The following is a 12596-nucleotide window of genomic DNA, read 5'->3' on the forward strand; positions in this document are numbered from 1 at the left end:
CGCCATCCAATACCATCCGTACAGCGCGTTCGCGGACTTCTGGTGAATACTTGTTCGTTGTCTTTGTCATGATGCTCCATCCTACTCATGAGTTGGAGCCTCCGGCAAACCCGGCGCGGTTCAAGCAATCGTGTAGATGGATGACTGAGTCGCGGACAAAACGGACATCCGCAAAGGTGAATGGAGTGTCTGCTTTGGCGCATTGGTTCGGCGCAACATGCCTACCGTATGATTTCCCCTAATTGTCGTAGGCGCTGACTTCAGACAGGACACAAGTGCAGCAGACGATAATAGAAAAATCGCAAGATAAGCGGACCCTAGTCTTAAGCCTAGGTGTCACGCATGGCCGACGAAATGCGCTGGCGAATAGCCTGCACATCCCATTGCCCAGCCCAATTTGCGTAAATGCGTTCCATAATCTGAAGAAAATCGGGTTCGTGATGCTGCATGGATTTAATCCAGTCTTCAGAGAAGTAGGCCAATTCGTCATATCCACTCTCGGCCTGGCTACGCATGCTTCTATGCACTGCATCACCAAACAAGGCGGCCTTTTGTGCTATCGTCTTTTTGCGATACTCTGTTGTTTGCAAATCTGGCCGAAGTGCGAACCAATCTGCCTTCATGCTTCGAGAGCCTTCATGAATCTTATCAAAACAAAGGGAAAAGAGGCTCTCATCAAGTCGTTTTGCTGGCCATAGAAGTTCATTCAGTCTGGCGCTGCGTTTTGTCCTAACTTTGATTTGTGAAGCTCTTTCAATAAGGTTGCGATAGCTCTGTATCGGATCAGATGCTTCACCGACTTGTCGTTGAATGAACTCCTGTTCAATCTGAGCGTCAGCCTCTACCAGTTTGTCAAGGCTTAACAGAAATAGATCTTGATAGTCCTTCTCAGCCGATGGGTTCAGCTTTATTTGCTGCTGCAATTCTGAAGAAATAGCCTTAAACAGTTTACTTCGTTCAGTAGCATCTGCGACTTCCGAAGCGTCATTTACGAGCTTGCGATAGGCTTCAGTAAGAATTTCCATGGCAAGGACCCTTGCAGAGTGGATAGAGACTTTCCTGCTAGCGAGCGTTTGGCTGATAAGCGATAACAATCAGCCCTTAGCCGCTAGATCTCACAGAACTTCTGAGGTGGCCAGTCAGACTGTTACATCAATAGGCTGATTTGCCCTGCTTCTTGTTGGGCATGGGTCCGGCTTCTTCGCCTGCATCGCTCCACGGCCGCAGAAACACATTATACCACTCTGGCATCCGAATGCTAGTATTACTCAAAGGGTGCGGCCATGACCAGTCGCTCGAACTGTATCGAAACAGAAGACGGGCGATGCCTGCTCCAGTCGTCGTGTTGATCGTTAGGCGCAAGCGATGTTACACAGAAGCAGACTTTCGTCGTAAGCGCAGCATTTTGCAGTTTGGGCTCTTCGCAGTCATTCGCCTCATAGTCTATGACATTCGCTGACCATCCATGCAACGCCATGGTTCTACCAAAAGTTTCGCCCTGCATTTGGTTCGTTTTAAAGCACTCCCATGTGATCTACCCTTCGTCTTCGCGCGTCGCGACTTCACCCTCGACAAAGCCTCACGTTGATGTCACCTAGCGGCGCACTGCTCACCTGATATAAGACGCCCTTATGACCCTTTCGAATAACCAAAAGCGCAAGATGAAAACAGCCGCCCGGCTTTACGCTGTGCAGGCACTGTTCCAGATGGAGGCGTCGGGCCAGACCGTCGATCAGGTCACGCGTGAGTTTGAAGATCACCGTCTTGGGGCTGTATATGACGATGCTGAGATGACTGAAGGCGATGTGGATACATTCCGCGCGCTGATGGAAAAAGCGGTCGATGATCAGGCGGCGATTGACCAGATGACGGACCGCGCGCTGGTAGCGAAATGGCCGATTGCACGGATTGATCCGACATGGCGGGCGCTCTTTCGCGCAGCAGGGGCCGAATTGACGCTGAAACAGACGCCCCCCAAGGTTGTCATCAGCGAATTCGTTGGCGTCGCCGAGGCGTTTTCAGCCGATGGCAAAGAGCCTAAATTCGTCAATGCGGTGCTCGATCATATGGCGCGCGAAGCTCAGCCTGAGGCATTCGGCGGGTAGATGTGATTTGCTATTTCGCAATTGCAGGCTAACTTTGCCGCATGAGCGGAAGAATGAACCAGAAACCGGAACCTGACCTGATGCGGCTTTACCTGCGCCATTGCGCGGTTGGGTTTGCCTTATCGGCGGTTTTTGTCGGGTTGATCCTTTGGTTTGATGTTGTTGGCCTGCGCGGCCTTGTCATGGGATCTGATATCGGCTGGCTGGCTGTATTCCTGCTGTGGTTCTTCAACGGAACGGTATTTGGCAGCGTGCAATTTGCGATCGTGATCATGTCGCAAGCTGATGATGACGATGATGATGGCCCAAAGCGCGGGATGCTGATCCCGGTGCGGGTCGAAGCCAAATCACCCTCACGCAGGCTTTCGCGCCGATCTAGCTGATACAATTGTGTGAGAGGACGACAATGTTCGCGCCATCCGAAAAAGTAGCGGTTTGGTTTTCACCAGCAATTCTGATCTGAACAACCGCGCCATCAAGCTCTGACCCGGCGACACGGATCTGTCCCAAACGGCTATTGGTCAGCACGTCGTCAAGATCGGCAGAGATCACGACATCAGCGCCTGCGCGTAAATCACTGATTTGGAACGACAGCTGTTGGTCGCCGTCAACGACAGGTCGGGCCGTCGCAACACCGCTTTGGACCTCGACAGGTTGAAACACCTCGACCCCGGCCCCTTGGGGTGTGACATCAAAAATAAGACCGCCAGCAGACAGCGCAAGATCAATTAAGACATCGACGTCCTGTAAGGGGCAGGTATCGCTCATGACAATGAAACGATCCTTGGGCGCACTTTCCTCGAAGCGAACGGTAATATCCGCAAAAGTAGATTGGGCGAGTATGGTCAGGAGTGCTGTGGCGCATGCGATGTTTCTCATAAATCTAAGATAGCGCTGCGAAGGTGGTGGTCAATTCTGCGGTGGAAGGTGACGGGGACCACGGCGACCGTAGAGGTAGCTAATCCTGAGGACCTGTATGTACAGGTGGGCGCCAGGTAATCAGACCAGGGTCAGAACAGAGCCAGCCCCCTAGGATTTGCGTAAGGCCGCTGGATTTGTACCTATGGTATACGAGAAGCGCAGAGCCCGTCCCCCAACAGGTAGGCGGGCGGGTGGTGAAGGGCAAGCCCTTCGGTCAGCTTATTCTTCAATCTCGCCGCGGATCAGCCAGCCTTTGGCGCCGACCATTTCAGCAGGGGCGTAGGCAAGAAGCAAACGCTCGGCCATGCCAACAAAAAGCAGGGCCATCGAGACTTCAAAAAATGAGATATTCGTAAACAGTGACATAAGCAGCATTCCCTATTCGATGCTTAATATCTACGCGGCAATGCGGTCGAAAAGGTGACGGCGGCAAGGCTTTTGGGTTTACGTGACGCCGCGTCAGGCCCCAGTTGTGTCACAAAGCTGTCCGGTTTGGATGAACCGGTGTTAATGGCGTTTTTCTAACGCACTGTTACCAAATAATTAATCCAAAACCGCTTCGCCAATGGCACATTCTGGCAATGATTGTTTCTTCGTTAACCTTGGGCCGTGTGTAGTGCCACGGCCCAAGGTGAATTGGCTGAGTCGTTTCAGCCGTCGTGCGCTGCCGCACGCATCCGGGCCAGATGGTCATCCCAGCCTTTATCAAGCGCCAAAGTCAGGTCAAAGGCCGCTTCGCCATCAGGCAGACCCTCATGCAAGAGAGACAGGCGCGTGCCGCCGGGCACGTCTTCCAGTGTCCAGGTCACTGTGCTGACTGCGTCACCCATTGGGCCGATCGTGAAGGTGTAGGAAAGATGGTCATGTGGATCGGCCGTGATCACCTCGCCCCACATCAGCTTGTTACCGGACTCCGTGCCAAACATCTTATAGGGTTGTCCCTTTGAAAGTGTTTTAGCTGGCTTATGAAACCAAAGTGCCAACTTGTCAGGGTCTGTCAGAAATGCCCAGACGTCAGCTTTGCTGGCTTTGAGGTAAATTGATTTTTGCAATGTCATGTTGCGTCCTTTTCAATCGCAGATTTCAGGTCGTTCAGGCGGTCATCCCAGAAGGCATCAAAGAAGGTCAGCCAGTCCAGAACAGGGGCCATGCCAGCAGGGTTGAACGCGTTAATGCGCTCGCGTCCTTGCGCGCGCACCGTGATCAGCCCGCCGTCAGACAAGACCGTGAGATGCTTTTTGACGGCTGCACGGGTCATGTCGAAATTCTCGGCAACTTCGGCGATTGTCATTTCTTTGCTGCGCAACATCACCAGGATGTCGCGACGCGTCGCATCAGCGAGGGCGCGGAAGGTCGGTTGTGACTCCATTGGGGTCTCCTAAGTGATACAATTTGGTTTCATTTTTATATGAAACCTTTTGGTATTACGTCAACAAGTTTTTCTTCTTGAGTTTTGTTCACGTATTGTTCAGGGTATTGTGCATGCCAGACGATGTCGTCACATCCAGCCTGATGCCCGGCCAATTGCTGGCCCGTGGTGTGTCGCGTGCACTGCGCGGCCACGATTTTGTCAGTGTAGAGGAGCTGACGCCCGCATCAGGTCTGCGTGTCGATGTGATGGCCATGGGGCCAAAAGGCGAGGTCTGGATTGTGGAATGCAAATCAAGCCGTGCTGATTTTCAATCAGACCACAAATGGCACGGGTATCTGGAATGGTGCGACCGCTTCTTCTGGGCTGTCGACAGCGATTTCCCGACCGAATTGCTGCCCGATGATACCGGGCTGATCATTGCCGATGGCTATGATGCAGAGATCATCCGCATGGGGCCAGAGGCCAAGCTGGCAGGCGCACGTCGCAAGGTGATGATCCAGAAATTTGCGCGCCATGCAGCGGTCAGGGCACAGGCAGCGCGTGATCCGGGGTTTGTCAGTGAGCAGTTTTATTGAATCACGCGAAGCTTCCCACAAAAACACTATGCCATCCCTAGTCTTCCCAGCGAAAAGCAGCCTTTTCGGCTTTTATACGGCCCAGTGACGGCAACGCGAAATGGCTGCCCAAGACAACGCAGTTTGATGCGGCGCACTGCTCTAGTAGTTGTCTGCGCGACGTGACGGCCAAATCTGGGTCAGCATCATACTTAAAATGCCAATCAGGGTGCCAGCATTGCGCGGTTGAGTGAATGGCATCGCCCGTGATCACGGCTTCGCGGTCGCGGCTTTTCACCATGACCGATACGTGGCCCGCCGTATGCCCGGGGGTCGGAACCAGCGTGACATGGTCACCCAGCATATGACCTGCGCTCACAAGCTCCGCCTGTCCTGCCTCGATTACGGGCAAAACGCTTTCACTGTATGCCGGGCTGCCACGGGATCGTTGCACGTCTTCATCGGCTGCGGGCATCAGGTAGCTGGCATTCGGAAATGTCGGCACCCAGCGGCCATCTTCAAGCCGCGTATTCCATCCGATATGGTCGATATGAAGGTGAGTACATAGCACATAGTCAATGTCCTCAACGCCGATGCCAGCTGCCGCAAGAGCCGCCATAAACCGCCCGTCTGAACGCTGATGCCAATCAGGATCGTTGGGGTTGTTTTTATGATTGCCCACACAGCTATCAACCAGAATGTTATGTGATGGCGTCTTCAGCAAGAACCCTTGGACCGGGAGGATCAGACGTCCCGTTTGGGCGCAGATACCGCCGGGAACGAGGTTTTCGATGATCTGCCGAACATCGGGACCGGCGTTTGGGTAGAGCTCTTCCGGTGTCATGAACGGCGAGTGAATCTCAAGAATCCGCCAAACCTCAATCTCACCAATTTTGCAAAGCATCTTATCTCATTTTCTGATGAAGGTCGTCAGGGCTTCTTCACAGCCCGTGCCGCCATCGCCGCCGCCTTGATCTCTTCTGCGATTTCATCCGCCTCTTCTGGCTCGAAATCCATCGGGATCTCGATCCCGTCCGCCTCAATGAATATCCGCACCATGCCCAGGTCGGTTGGCCCGATTTGCATGTTCGCTTCGATGTCGCGCTCGTTGTTGATACCCATGTCGGTCCTCGTGGTTTGCTGGCTGTTTCAGTACCTTGCGCAGCCCTTGATTGGCAAGGGCAGGGCGGGCAGAGTGGTGGAATGGAGTTTGCCCTGCGCCCTTTTGACCGTGCCGATGCCGACTGGCTTGTCGCTCAGCACGCCGACCACTACGCACAGGCCGAGGGGTTTGACGAGACGTTCGGTCCGTTGGTCGACAGTATCGTCCAGTCGTTTCTGACAGATCATGATACTATGTGCGAGGCCGGATGGATTGCACATCGGGGGGAGACCCGTCTGGGCAGCATCTTTTGCGTCCGTTTCGATGAAACGACCGCCAAGCTGCGCTTGTTTTACGTCACACTTGAGGCGCGGGGCACAGGGGTTGCGCAAGCCTTGCTGGATCAATGCCTCAGCTTTGCCCGAAGTGCGGGATACGCCGGGCTGACCCTCTGGACCCATGAAAGCCATGCGGCTGCCGGTCGCATCTATACCCGCAACGGATTGACCCGCACCCATGCTGTGCCTGTGCATTCCTTTGGCGTCGATTTGGTGGAAGAGACGTGGCAGATTGCCTTCTAGGGGACTTGCAATCGTGATCTCATCCCGCTAGATCAGCCCTGTTGCCGCCTTAGCTCAGTTGGTTAGAGCACTGGTTTGTGGAACCAGGGGTCCCCCGTTCAAGCCGGGGAGGCGGTACCATCCCTCCCATGCGGCACCGGAGACGATCATGGGTGAGACACTCATTACATTTGAAATCGGGCCGAACCCAGCATCACGTTTGGACAAAGCGCTGGGGCGCGATGTGCCAGAGGATGCAGCACTCAGCCGGTCGCGTTTGGCAAAGCTGATTGCCGAAGGTGCTGTGCGCGTGGATGGGGCGGTGGTGACCGATCCGCGTCATCGCGTGACGGAAGGTGCTGTTGTTGCAGTGACCGTCTCGGCTGCCGAAGAAAGCCATATCGTTGGTGAAGAAATACCGTTGGATGTGGTCTTCGAGGATGACGATCTAATCGTTGTGAACAAACCGAGCGGCATGGTCGTACATCCTGCCCCCGGCACGCCCGGCGGCACGCTGGTGAATGCGCTGATTCATCATTGTGGTGAAACGCTTTCAGGTGTTGGTGGCATGAAACGCCCCGGTATCGTGCATCGGATTGATAAAGAGACGACTGGTTTGCTCGTCGCTGCAAAAACGGATCGCGCACATCATCATTTGGCTGACCAGTTTGCGGCCCATTCGGTGGAACGCCGTTATTTGGCCGTTTGCTATGGTTTGCCTGATCAGAACGATCCAAGACTGCGCGGGATCAAGGGCACTTCTTTTGAGCCGGGAAACATCCTGAAGATACAGACGTTTCTGGGACGTCACCGGACGGATCGCCAGCGTCAGGCGGTGTCTTTCACGGCTGGTCGTCATGCGGTAACACGGTCGCGCATTGTTGAAGGGCTGGGCAGTCCTGCTTGTGCCGCTTTGATCGAATGCTGGCTAGAGACGGGCCGCACCCACCAGATCCGCGTGCATATGGCCCATTGCGGGCATGCGTTGATTGGCGATCCGGTTTATGGCGGGCGGCGCAAATTGTCACCAAAAGCGATTGGCGAGGCGGGTGTTGCGGCAGTGGCTGCTTTTCCACGTCAGGCGCTGCATGCGGCCACTTTGGGCTTTGCACACCCGGTTTCGGGCGCGTTTTTGCAGTTTGAGGCGGAAATCCCCAAAGATATGCGCGAATTACTGCGCGCGCTTGGCTCTCAGGGCTGAAATAATTCATCCCATGTGCGTGAGCGCACGGAAACGTGCCTCGTAAAACTAAACCGGATAGTTCATATTGCTTTTACGGAAATCGGATAGGGCTCCTCTTGAAACCCGATGCGAGCGCTACCATATCCATGTTAAGCCTTTAAACATAGGAGGGCAGATACAGTGAGTAACTATAAGAATTTACCAGCACCAACCCCAGAGGGTGGTCTGAACCGTTACATGCAGGAAATCCGCAAGTTCCCCATGCTGGAGCCTGAGCAGGAATATATGCTCGCCAAGCGTTGGGTCGACCATGAAGATACGGATGCTGCACATCAAATGGTGACATCGCATCTGCGATTGGCCGCCAAAATAGCGATGGGCTATCGCGGCTATGGTTTGCCGCAGGCCGAGGTGATCTCGGAAGCCAACGTTGGCCTGATGCAGGCCGTGAAGCGCTTTGACCCTGAAAAGGGCTTCCGTCTGGCGACCTATGCGATGTGGTGGATCCGCGCCTCAATCCAGGAATATATCCTGCGGTCATGGTCTTTGGTCAAGCTGGGGACGACGTCTGCGCAAAAGAAACTATTCTTTAACCTGCGCAAGGCAAAAAACCGGATCGGTGCGCTGGAAGATGGCGATCTGCGCCCCGAAAACGTGCAGCGTATTGCGACGGACCTTGGTGTGACCGAGGACGAAGTAATCTCGATGAACCGCCGCTTGTCCGGTGGTGATGCATCCCTGAACGCCACTGTCAGTGCTGATGGTGAAGGTGCCGCCCAATGGCAGGACTGGCTTGAGGATGAAAGCGCCAATACGGCGGCTGACTATGAAGCGAGTGATGAGCTTGACGCCCGTCGTGAGCTTCTGGCCGAGGCGATGGAAGTGCTGAATGACCGCGAGAAGGACATTCTGATGCAGCGTCGCTTGTCCGAAGAAACCGTGACGCTGGAGGACTTAAGCGGTCAGTACGACGTCAGCCGCGAACGTATCCGCCAGATCGAGGTGCGTGCGTTTGAAAAGTTGCAAGCCAAGATGCAAGAGCTTGCGCGCCAAAAAGGTATGCTGGCCGACGCGTGAAGCCACTTATTAATTCTAAACAGAAACCCTGCCAGATTTTCTGGCGGGGTTTTTTCATGTTTTGACTCAGGTCTTGGTTTCCTTCTTTGATGTGTTGGCGCTAACATTAGCCGCAAAGAGGATTACATCATGACACCAATTCGTTGGGGCATTCTGGGTGCCGCGAACTTTGCGCAAAATCACATGGGGCCTGCCATTCATGCGGCAAAAGGGGCTGATCTTGTTGGGCTGGCGACGTCAAACTCCGACAAGGTCGCGGGCTTTCAGGCCTTCGCGCCCGGTCTTCAGGTCTATGACAGCTATGATGCGCTTTTGGCTGATCCTGACATTGATGCGGTCTATATTCCCTTGCCGAACCACCTGCATGTGGAATGGTCACTGAAAGCCCTTGCTGCCGGAAAACACGTGCTGTGCGAAAAGCCGATGACGTTGGCCGCGTCTGAATTCGACCAACTGATTGCAGCGCGGGATCAGTCAGGCAAGCTTGCGGCAGAGGCATTCATGATTGTTCATCACCCGCAGTTCATCCGCGCCCGAGAACTGGTGCAGGGCGGTGCGATTGGTGACGTCGTGCATGTTGATGCCGTCTTTACGTATTTCAACGATGATATGACCAACATCCGCAACCGCGCCGATGTCGGCGGCGGCGGTTTGCGCGACATTGGCTGTTATACCTTTGGTGCCGCACGATTTGTCACGGGGCAGGAACCAACAGCCGTGCCCTACGCCAGGCTGCGTATCGAAAACGGTGTCGATGTTTTTGCACAGGTCGCAGCAGAGTTTGAAAATTTCACCTATGCCGCAACGGTTTCCACCCGGATGTTCCCACGGCAAGGGGTGACCATTCACGGGGACAAAGGCGTATTGCGCCTGACCTGCCCGTTTAATGCCAATGTGTTTGATGTGGCGCAACTCACGCTCGAAAATGATGGGCTGACTGTTGTGTCTGAAAGATGGCCTGCGGTAAATCACTATGTGCAACAGGTGGAAAACTTCTGCAAATCAGTGCAAACTGGGGCAGATTACCCATGCCCGCTTGAATTTTCGCGCGGTACACAGCACATGATGGATATGGTTTTTGCCGCTGGTGGGCACCCGACGTAGGAGTTGATGATGGCCAAGGATCACGAAACGGCTGACACGGAAGTCGAAGAGGATTTCGAAAGCATTTGGGTGCGTCTGCTACACATGGTGATCATCGCTGTGCTGATGAGCATGGCAAGCACGATCTTGGGCCTTCTGACGGTCGCGCAATTCTTGATCATGCTGTTCAACAAGCGTGAACCGAATGAACAATTAGCCGAGCTGGGGACCACGATGGGTGTCTGGATGGCAAAGGCTGCGCGCTATCAAACCGCTGCAAGCGAAGTGAAGCCATGGCCTTGGACAGAGTTGGATTGAGCTGATCGAAGTGCAGAGCCAGCTAATCTATTCTTCTAAACTAAGCCGCATGACATTTTCTTTGCCACATCTCCCGTCGCGGTCCGGCCCGATTTGAACCCAACCCGCTTTTTCGTAACACTGACGCGCAGCATGATTGTGCGCGTCAACTGAAAGCCAGAATTCATTGGCACCAGGATAGGTTTCGCGCAGGTAATCGGGCAGCGCATTCAGCATCGCTGTGCCGTACCCATGCCCTTGATATTGCCCTCCAACAAGAACACCACGAATGCCAAAGGTCCCCGCTGCAAGATGGGGAATACGTCGACTTATGTCTAGGTCGACCTTAAAAAACCCAATAACCTTAGTTTGATAAGAGGCGTAATGCATCCTGATCAGCGGATCAGGGTCATCTGACATCTCAGCAATATCGCCAACAAAATCGACTTGCGCGCGGGGTAGCTCTAGATGTGCCACTTGCGCTACCGCTTCACGCGATAGCGCGTGTAAGCTGATCAATCTTCCATCGCCTCCAACTCATCAATCATTCCGCTGATCATTGACAGACCCTTGTCCCAAAACTTGGGATCAGAGGCATCCAACCCAAAGGGTGCGAGCAATTCAGTGTGGTGCTTGGATCCGCCAGCGCGCAACATATCAAAGTATTTCTCGCGGAAATCGGGGTCACCCTCGGCATAGACCGCATAAAGCGCGTTCACGAGCCCGTCGCCAAACGCATAGGCGTAGACGTAGAACGGTGAATGCACGAAATGGGGGATATAGGCCCAGAAGGTTTCATACCCTTCGGCGAAATCAAACACGGGACCAAGGCTTTCGGCCTGCACCGACATCCACAGCGCGTTGATGTCGTCGGGTGTCAACTCGCCTTCGGCGCGGGCTGCGTGGAGTTTGCATTCGAAGTCATAAAACGCGATCTGGCGCACGACCGTGTTGATCATGTCTTCGACTTTGCCGGCGAGCAGGATCTTGCGTTCTTCTTTGGTCTTGGCTCCGTCCAGCAGCTTCTGGAAGGTCAGCATTTCGCCAAAGACCGAAGCGGTTTCCGCCAATGTAAGCGGCGTCGACGACAAGAGTTCGCCCTGTTCTGCCGCCAAAACCTGATGCACGCCGTGCCCCAGTTCATGCGCCAAGGTCATGACATCGCGGGGTTTTCCCAGATAATTCAGCATGACGTAGGGGTGCACCGTCGTGACTGTCGGATGGGCGAATGCGCCCGGCGCTTTACCCGGTTTCACCGCCGCGTCAATCCAGCCATCGGTGAAGAAGGGCTTAGCTATCTCGGCCATTTTGGGGTCGAATTCGGCGTAGGCCGTCATCACCGTATTGGTTGCCTCATCCCAGCCCACGATTTTGTCGCTTTCCATCGGCAGTGGCGCGTTGCGGTCCCAGACCTGCATCCGCTCCAGCCCCATCCACTTGGCTTTCAGCGCATAGTAGCGGTGCGACAGGCGGGGGTAGGCGGCGACAACGGCGTTGCGCAGGGCCTCCACCACTTCTGCCTCGACATGATTGGACAGGTGTCGCCCGGTTTGCGGTGTTGGCATCTTGCGCCAGCGGTCCTCGATTTCCTTTTCCTTGGCCAGCGTGTTGTGCACGCGAGAGAAAATCTTGATGTTTTCCTGAAAGACGGTCGCCAGTGCGTGCGTTGCCGCCTCGCGTTTGCTGCGGTCCTGTTCGGTCAGCAGGTTCAGCGTGGCTTCAAGGTTGAGCGTCTCGCTATCGACGGTGAATTCAAGCCCAGCCATGGTTTCATCAAATAGACGGTTCCATGCGGCAGCACCCACAGTAGACTGGTCGTGCAGAAACTTTTCCAACTCATCCGACAGTTGATGTGGTTTCATCGCGCGCATGCGGTCGAAGACAGGTTTGTAGCGGGCAAGGTCGGCATTTGCCGACAGCAGATCGGCAAGGTGATCATCGTCCAGCCGGTTAAATTCCAACCCGTAGAACACTAGCGGCGTGGTGTAATTGGTGATCTTGTCCTGACAGTCGGCCATGAATTTGGCACGGTCACTGTCGGTGGTTTTTTGATAGTAGCGCAGGCCAGCAAAAGACATAATACGCCCTGCGATGACGTCGATCTGTTCATAGCGTTTTACGGCATTCAGAAGCCCTGCAGCATCCAGATCAGACAGCTTGCCTTCAAAGGTCGCCGCGAAATCCGCGCATTCTTTTTCCAGCCACGCCATATCCCGGGCCAATTCGGGACTGTCCGTCGCGGGGTACAGATCACTCAGGTCCCACTCGGGCAGATTGCCGAGGTCCTTTCCACCGCTTGTGTTGGCGTCGAAAACGGGCTGGGGGAATTGCATAGGCAGACC

Annotated in this window: 17 protein-coding genes and 1 tRNA gene; 9 read left to right on the forward strand and 9 right to left on the reverse strand. The window is 54.5% G+C overall.

Annotated features, from left to right (window positions below):
* Positions 1-329: 329 nt before the first annotated feature.
* Positions 330-1025, reverse strand: a complete 696-nt coding sequence (locus MWU60_RS18380) for a hypothetical protein (RefSeq protein WP_247228870.1) — start codon at positions 1023-1025, stop codon at positions 330-332.
* Between the two features lie 606 nt (positions 1026-1631).
* Here MWU60_RS18380 and nusB point away from each other — a divergent pair.
* Together nusB and MWU60_RS18390 are read left to right on the forward strand one after the other, a co-directional pair.
* Positions 1632-2105 (forward strand): transcription antitermination factor NusB, encoded by a 474-nt coding sequence (gene nusB / locus MWU60_RS18385; protein ID WP_247228871.1) that lies wholly within the window; start codon positions 1632-1634, stop codon positions 2103-2105.
* Positions 2106-2158: 53 nt separating this feature from the next.
* Positions 2159-2488 (forward strand): hypothetical protein, encoded by a 330-nt coding sequence (locus tag MWU60_RS18390; protein ID WP_247228873.1) that lies wholly within the window; start codon positions 2159-2161, stop codon positions 2486-2488.
* Here the strand turns inward: MWU60_RS18390 and MWU60_RS18395 are convergent.
* From MWU60_RS18395 to MWU60_RS18410, 4 genes are all read right to left on the reverse strand, one after another.
* The gene (locus MWU60_RS18395) at positions 2481-2984 is read right to left on the reverse strand and encodes an aggregation factor core (RefSeq protein WP_247228874.1); all 504 of its coding nucleotides are present in this window, start codon (positions 2982-2984) and stop codon (positions 2481-2483) included. The two genes, MWU60_RS18390 and MWU60_RS18395, sit on opposite strands and share 8 nt — an antisense overlap.
* A 261-nt stretch (positions 2985-3245) precedes the next feature.
* On the reverse strand, positions 3246-3392 hold the full coding sequence (locus MWU60_RS18400) for a hypothetical protein (RefSeq protein WP_247228875.1): 147 nt from the start codon (positions 3390-3392) through the stop codon (positions 3246-3248).
* A gap of 284 nt (positions 3393-3676) precedes the next feature.
* Positions 3677-4084 (reverse strand): SRPBCC domain-containing protein, encoded by a 408-nt coding sequence (locus MWU60_RS18405; RefSeq protein WP_247228876.1) that lies wholly within the window; start codon positions 4082-4084, stop codon positions 3677-3679.
* Positions 4081-4395 carry a metalloregulator ArsR/SmtB family transcription factor gene (locus MWU60_RS18410; protein WP_247228877.1) on the reverse strand — a complete coding sequence of 105 codons (315 nt, stop codon included), beginning with the start codon at positions 4393-4395 and terminating at the stop codon, positions 4081-4083. The genes MWU60_RS18405 and MWU60_RS18410 overlap by 4 nt, the downstream gene beginning before the upstream one ends.
* A 113-nt stretch (positions 4396-4508) precedes the next feature.
* Here MWU60_RS18410 and MWU60_RS18415 point away from each other — a divergent pair, with 113 nt between their 5' ends.
* The gene (locus MWU60_RS18415; protein ID WP_247228878.1) at positions 4509-4973 is read left to right on the forward strand and encodes an MmcB family DNA repair protein; all 465 of its coding nucleotides are present in this window, start codon (positions 4509-4511) and stop codon (positions 4971-4973) included.
* Positions 4974-5010: 37 nt separating this feature from the next.
* Here the strand turns inward: MWU60_RS18415 and MWU60_RS18420 are convergent, their stop codons facing one another.
* Positions 5011-5856, reverse strand: a complete 846-nt coding sequence (locus tag MWU60_RS18420) for an MBL fold metallo-hydrolase (RefSeq protein WP_247228879.1) — start codon at positions 5854-5856, stop codon at positions 5011-5013.
* Between the two features lie 26 nt (positions 5857-5882).
* On the reverse strand, positions 5883-6074 hold the full coding sequence (locus MWU60_RS18425; RefSeq protein WP_247228880.1) for a DUF6324 family protein: 192 nt from the start codon (positions 6072-6074) through the stop codon (positions 5883-5885).
* Positions 6075-6155: 81 nt separating this feature from the next.
* Between MWU60_RS18425 and MWU60_RS18430 the strand changes: the two genes are divergently transcribed.
* From MWU60_RS18430 to MWU60_RS18455, 6 genes are all read left to right on the forward strand, one after another.
* Complete coding sequence (locus MWU60_RS18430; RefSeq protein WP_247228881.1) at positions 6156-6635, forward strand: GNAT family N-acetyltransferase; 480 nt, start codon at positions 6156-6158, stop codon at positions 6633-6635.
* Between the two features lie 43 nt (positions 6636-6678).
* Positions 6679-6755: transfer RNA gene (locus MWU60_RS18435), tRNA-His, on the forward strand.
* Positions 6756-6783: 28 nt separating this feature from the next.
* The gene (locus tag MWU60_RS18440) at positions 6784-7815 is read left to right on the forward strand and encodes an RluA family pseudouridine synthase (RefSeq protein ID WP_247228883.1); all 1032 of its coding nucleotides are present in this window, start codon (positions 6784-6786) and stop codon (positions 7813-7815) included.
* 162 nt (positions 7816-7977) lie between these two features.
* Positions 7978-8874 (forward strand): RNA polymerase sigma factor RpoH, encoded by an 897-nt coding sequence (gene rpoH, locus MWU60_RS18445; RefSeq protein WP_247228885.1) that lies wholly within the window; start codon positions 7978-7980, stop codon positions 8872-8874.
* 129 nt (positions 8875-9003) lie between these two features.
* A complete protein-coding gene (locus MWU60_RS18450; protein WP_247228886.1) occupies positions 9004-9978 on the forward strand; it encodes a Gfo/Idh/MocA family oxidoreductase in 975 nt (324 codons plus the stop codon).
* A 9-nt stretch (positions 9979-9987) separates the two neighbouring features.
* Positions 9988-10275, forward strand: coding sequence for a DUF4389 domain-containing protein (locus MWU60_RS18455; protein ID WP_247228887.1), 288 nt, complete (start codon positions 9988-9990; stop codon positions 10273-10275).
* Positions 10276-10302: 27 nt separating this feature from the next.
* On the opposite strand, the gene MWU60_RS18460 is transcribed toward MWU60_RS18455, so the two are convergent.
* Positions 10303-10731 (reverse strand): GNAT family protein, encoded by a 429-nt coding sequence (locus MWU60_RS18460; protein ID WP_247228888.1) that lies wholly within the window; start codon positions 10729-10731, stop codon positions 10303-10305.
* 38 nt (positions 10732-10769) lie between these two features.
* Positions 10770-12587, reverse strand: a complete 1818-nt coding sequence (locus tag MWU60_RS18465) for a M3 family oligoendopeptidase (RefSeq protein ID WP_247228889.1) — start codon at positions 12585-12587, stop codon at positions 10770-10772.
* Positions 12588-12596: the final 9 nt, after the last annotated feature.

Source organism: Yoonia sp. F2084L (assembly GCF_023015625.1).
In the GTDB taxonomy this organism is placed as follows: Bacteria; Pseudomonadota; Alphaproteobacteria; order Rhodobacterales; family Rhodobacteraceae; genus Yoonia.

Excerpts from the sequence above, each read along its gene's own strand:
- MWU60_RS18380 (WP_247228870.1), bottom strand. The coding sequence starts at position 1,025 with ATGGAAATTCTTACTGAAGCCTATCGCAAGCTCGTAAATGACGCTTCG.
- nusB (WP_247228871.1), top strand. The coding sequence starts at position 1,632 with ATGACCCTTTCGAATAACCAAAAGCGCAAGATGAAAACAGCCGCCCGG.
- MWU60_RS18390 (WP_247228873.1), top strand. The coding sequence starts at position 2,159 with ATGAACCAGAAACCGGAACCTGACCTGATGCGGCTTTACCTGCGCCAT.
- MWU60_RS18395 (WP_247228874.1), bottom strand. The coding sequence starts at position 2,984 with ATGAGAAACATCGCATGCGCCACAGCACTCCTGACCATACTCGCCCAA.
- MWU60_RS18400 (WP_247228875.1), bottom strand. The coding sequence starts at position 3,392 with ATGTCACTGTTTACGAATATCTCATTTTTTGAAGTCTCGATGGCCCTG.
- MWU60_RS18405 (WP_247228876.1), bottom strand. The coding sequence starts at position 4,084 with ATGACATTGCAAAAATCAATTTACCTCAAAGCCAGCAAAGCTGACGTC.
- MWU60_RS18410 (WP_247228877.1), bottom strand. The coding sequence starts at position 4,395 with ATGGAGTCACAACCGACCTTCCGCGCCCTCGCTGATGCGACGCGTCGC.
- MWU60_RS18415 (WP_247228878.1), top strand. The coding sequence starts at position 4,509 with ATGCCAGACGATGTCGTCACATCCAGCCTGATGCCCGGCCAATTGCTG.
- MWU60_RS18420 (WP_247228879.1), bottom strand. The coding sequence starts at position 5,856 with ATGCTTTGCAAAATTGGTGAGATTGAGGTTTGGCGGATTCTTGAGATT.
- MWU60_RS18425 (WP_247228880.1), bottom strand. The coding sequence starts at position 6,074 with ATGGGTATCAACAACGAGCGCGACATCGAAGCGAACATGCAAATCGGG.
- MWU60_RS18430 (WP_247228881.1), top strand. The coding sequence starts at position 6,156 with ATGGAGTTTGCCCTGCGCCCTTTTGACCGTGCCGATGCCGACTGGCTT.
- MWU60_RS18440 (WP_247228883.1), top strand. The coding sequence starts at position 6,784 with ATGGGTGAGACACTCATTACATTTGAAATCGGGCCGAACCCAGCATCA.
- MWU60_RS18450 (WP_247228886.1), top strand. The coding sequence starts at position 9,004 with ATGACACCAATTCGTTGGGGCATTCTGGGTGCCGCGAACTTTGCGCAA.
- MWU60_RS18455 (WP_247228887.1), top strand. The coding sequence starts at position 9,988 with ATGGCCAAGGATCACGAAACGGCTGACACGGAAGTCGAAGAGGATTTC.
- MWU60_RS18465 (WP_247228889.1), bottom strand. The coding sequence starts at position 12,587 with ATGCAATTCCCCCAGCCCGTTTTCGACGCCAACACAAGCGGTGGAAAG.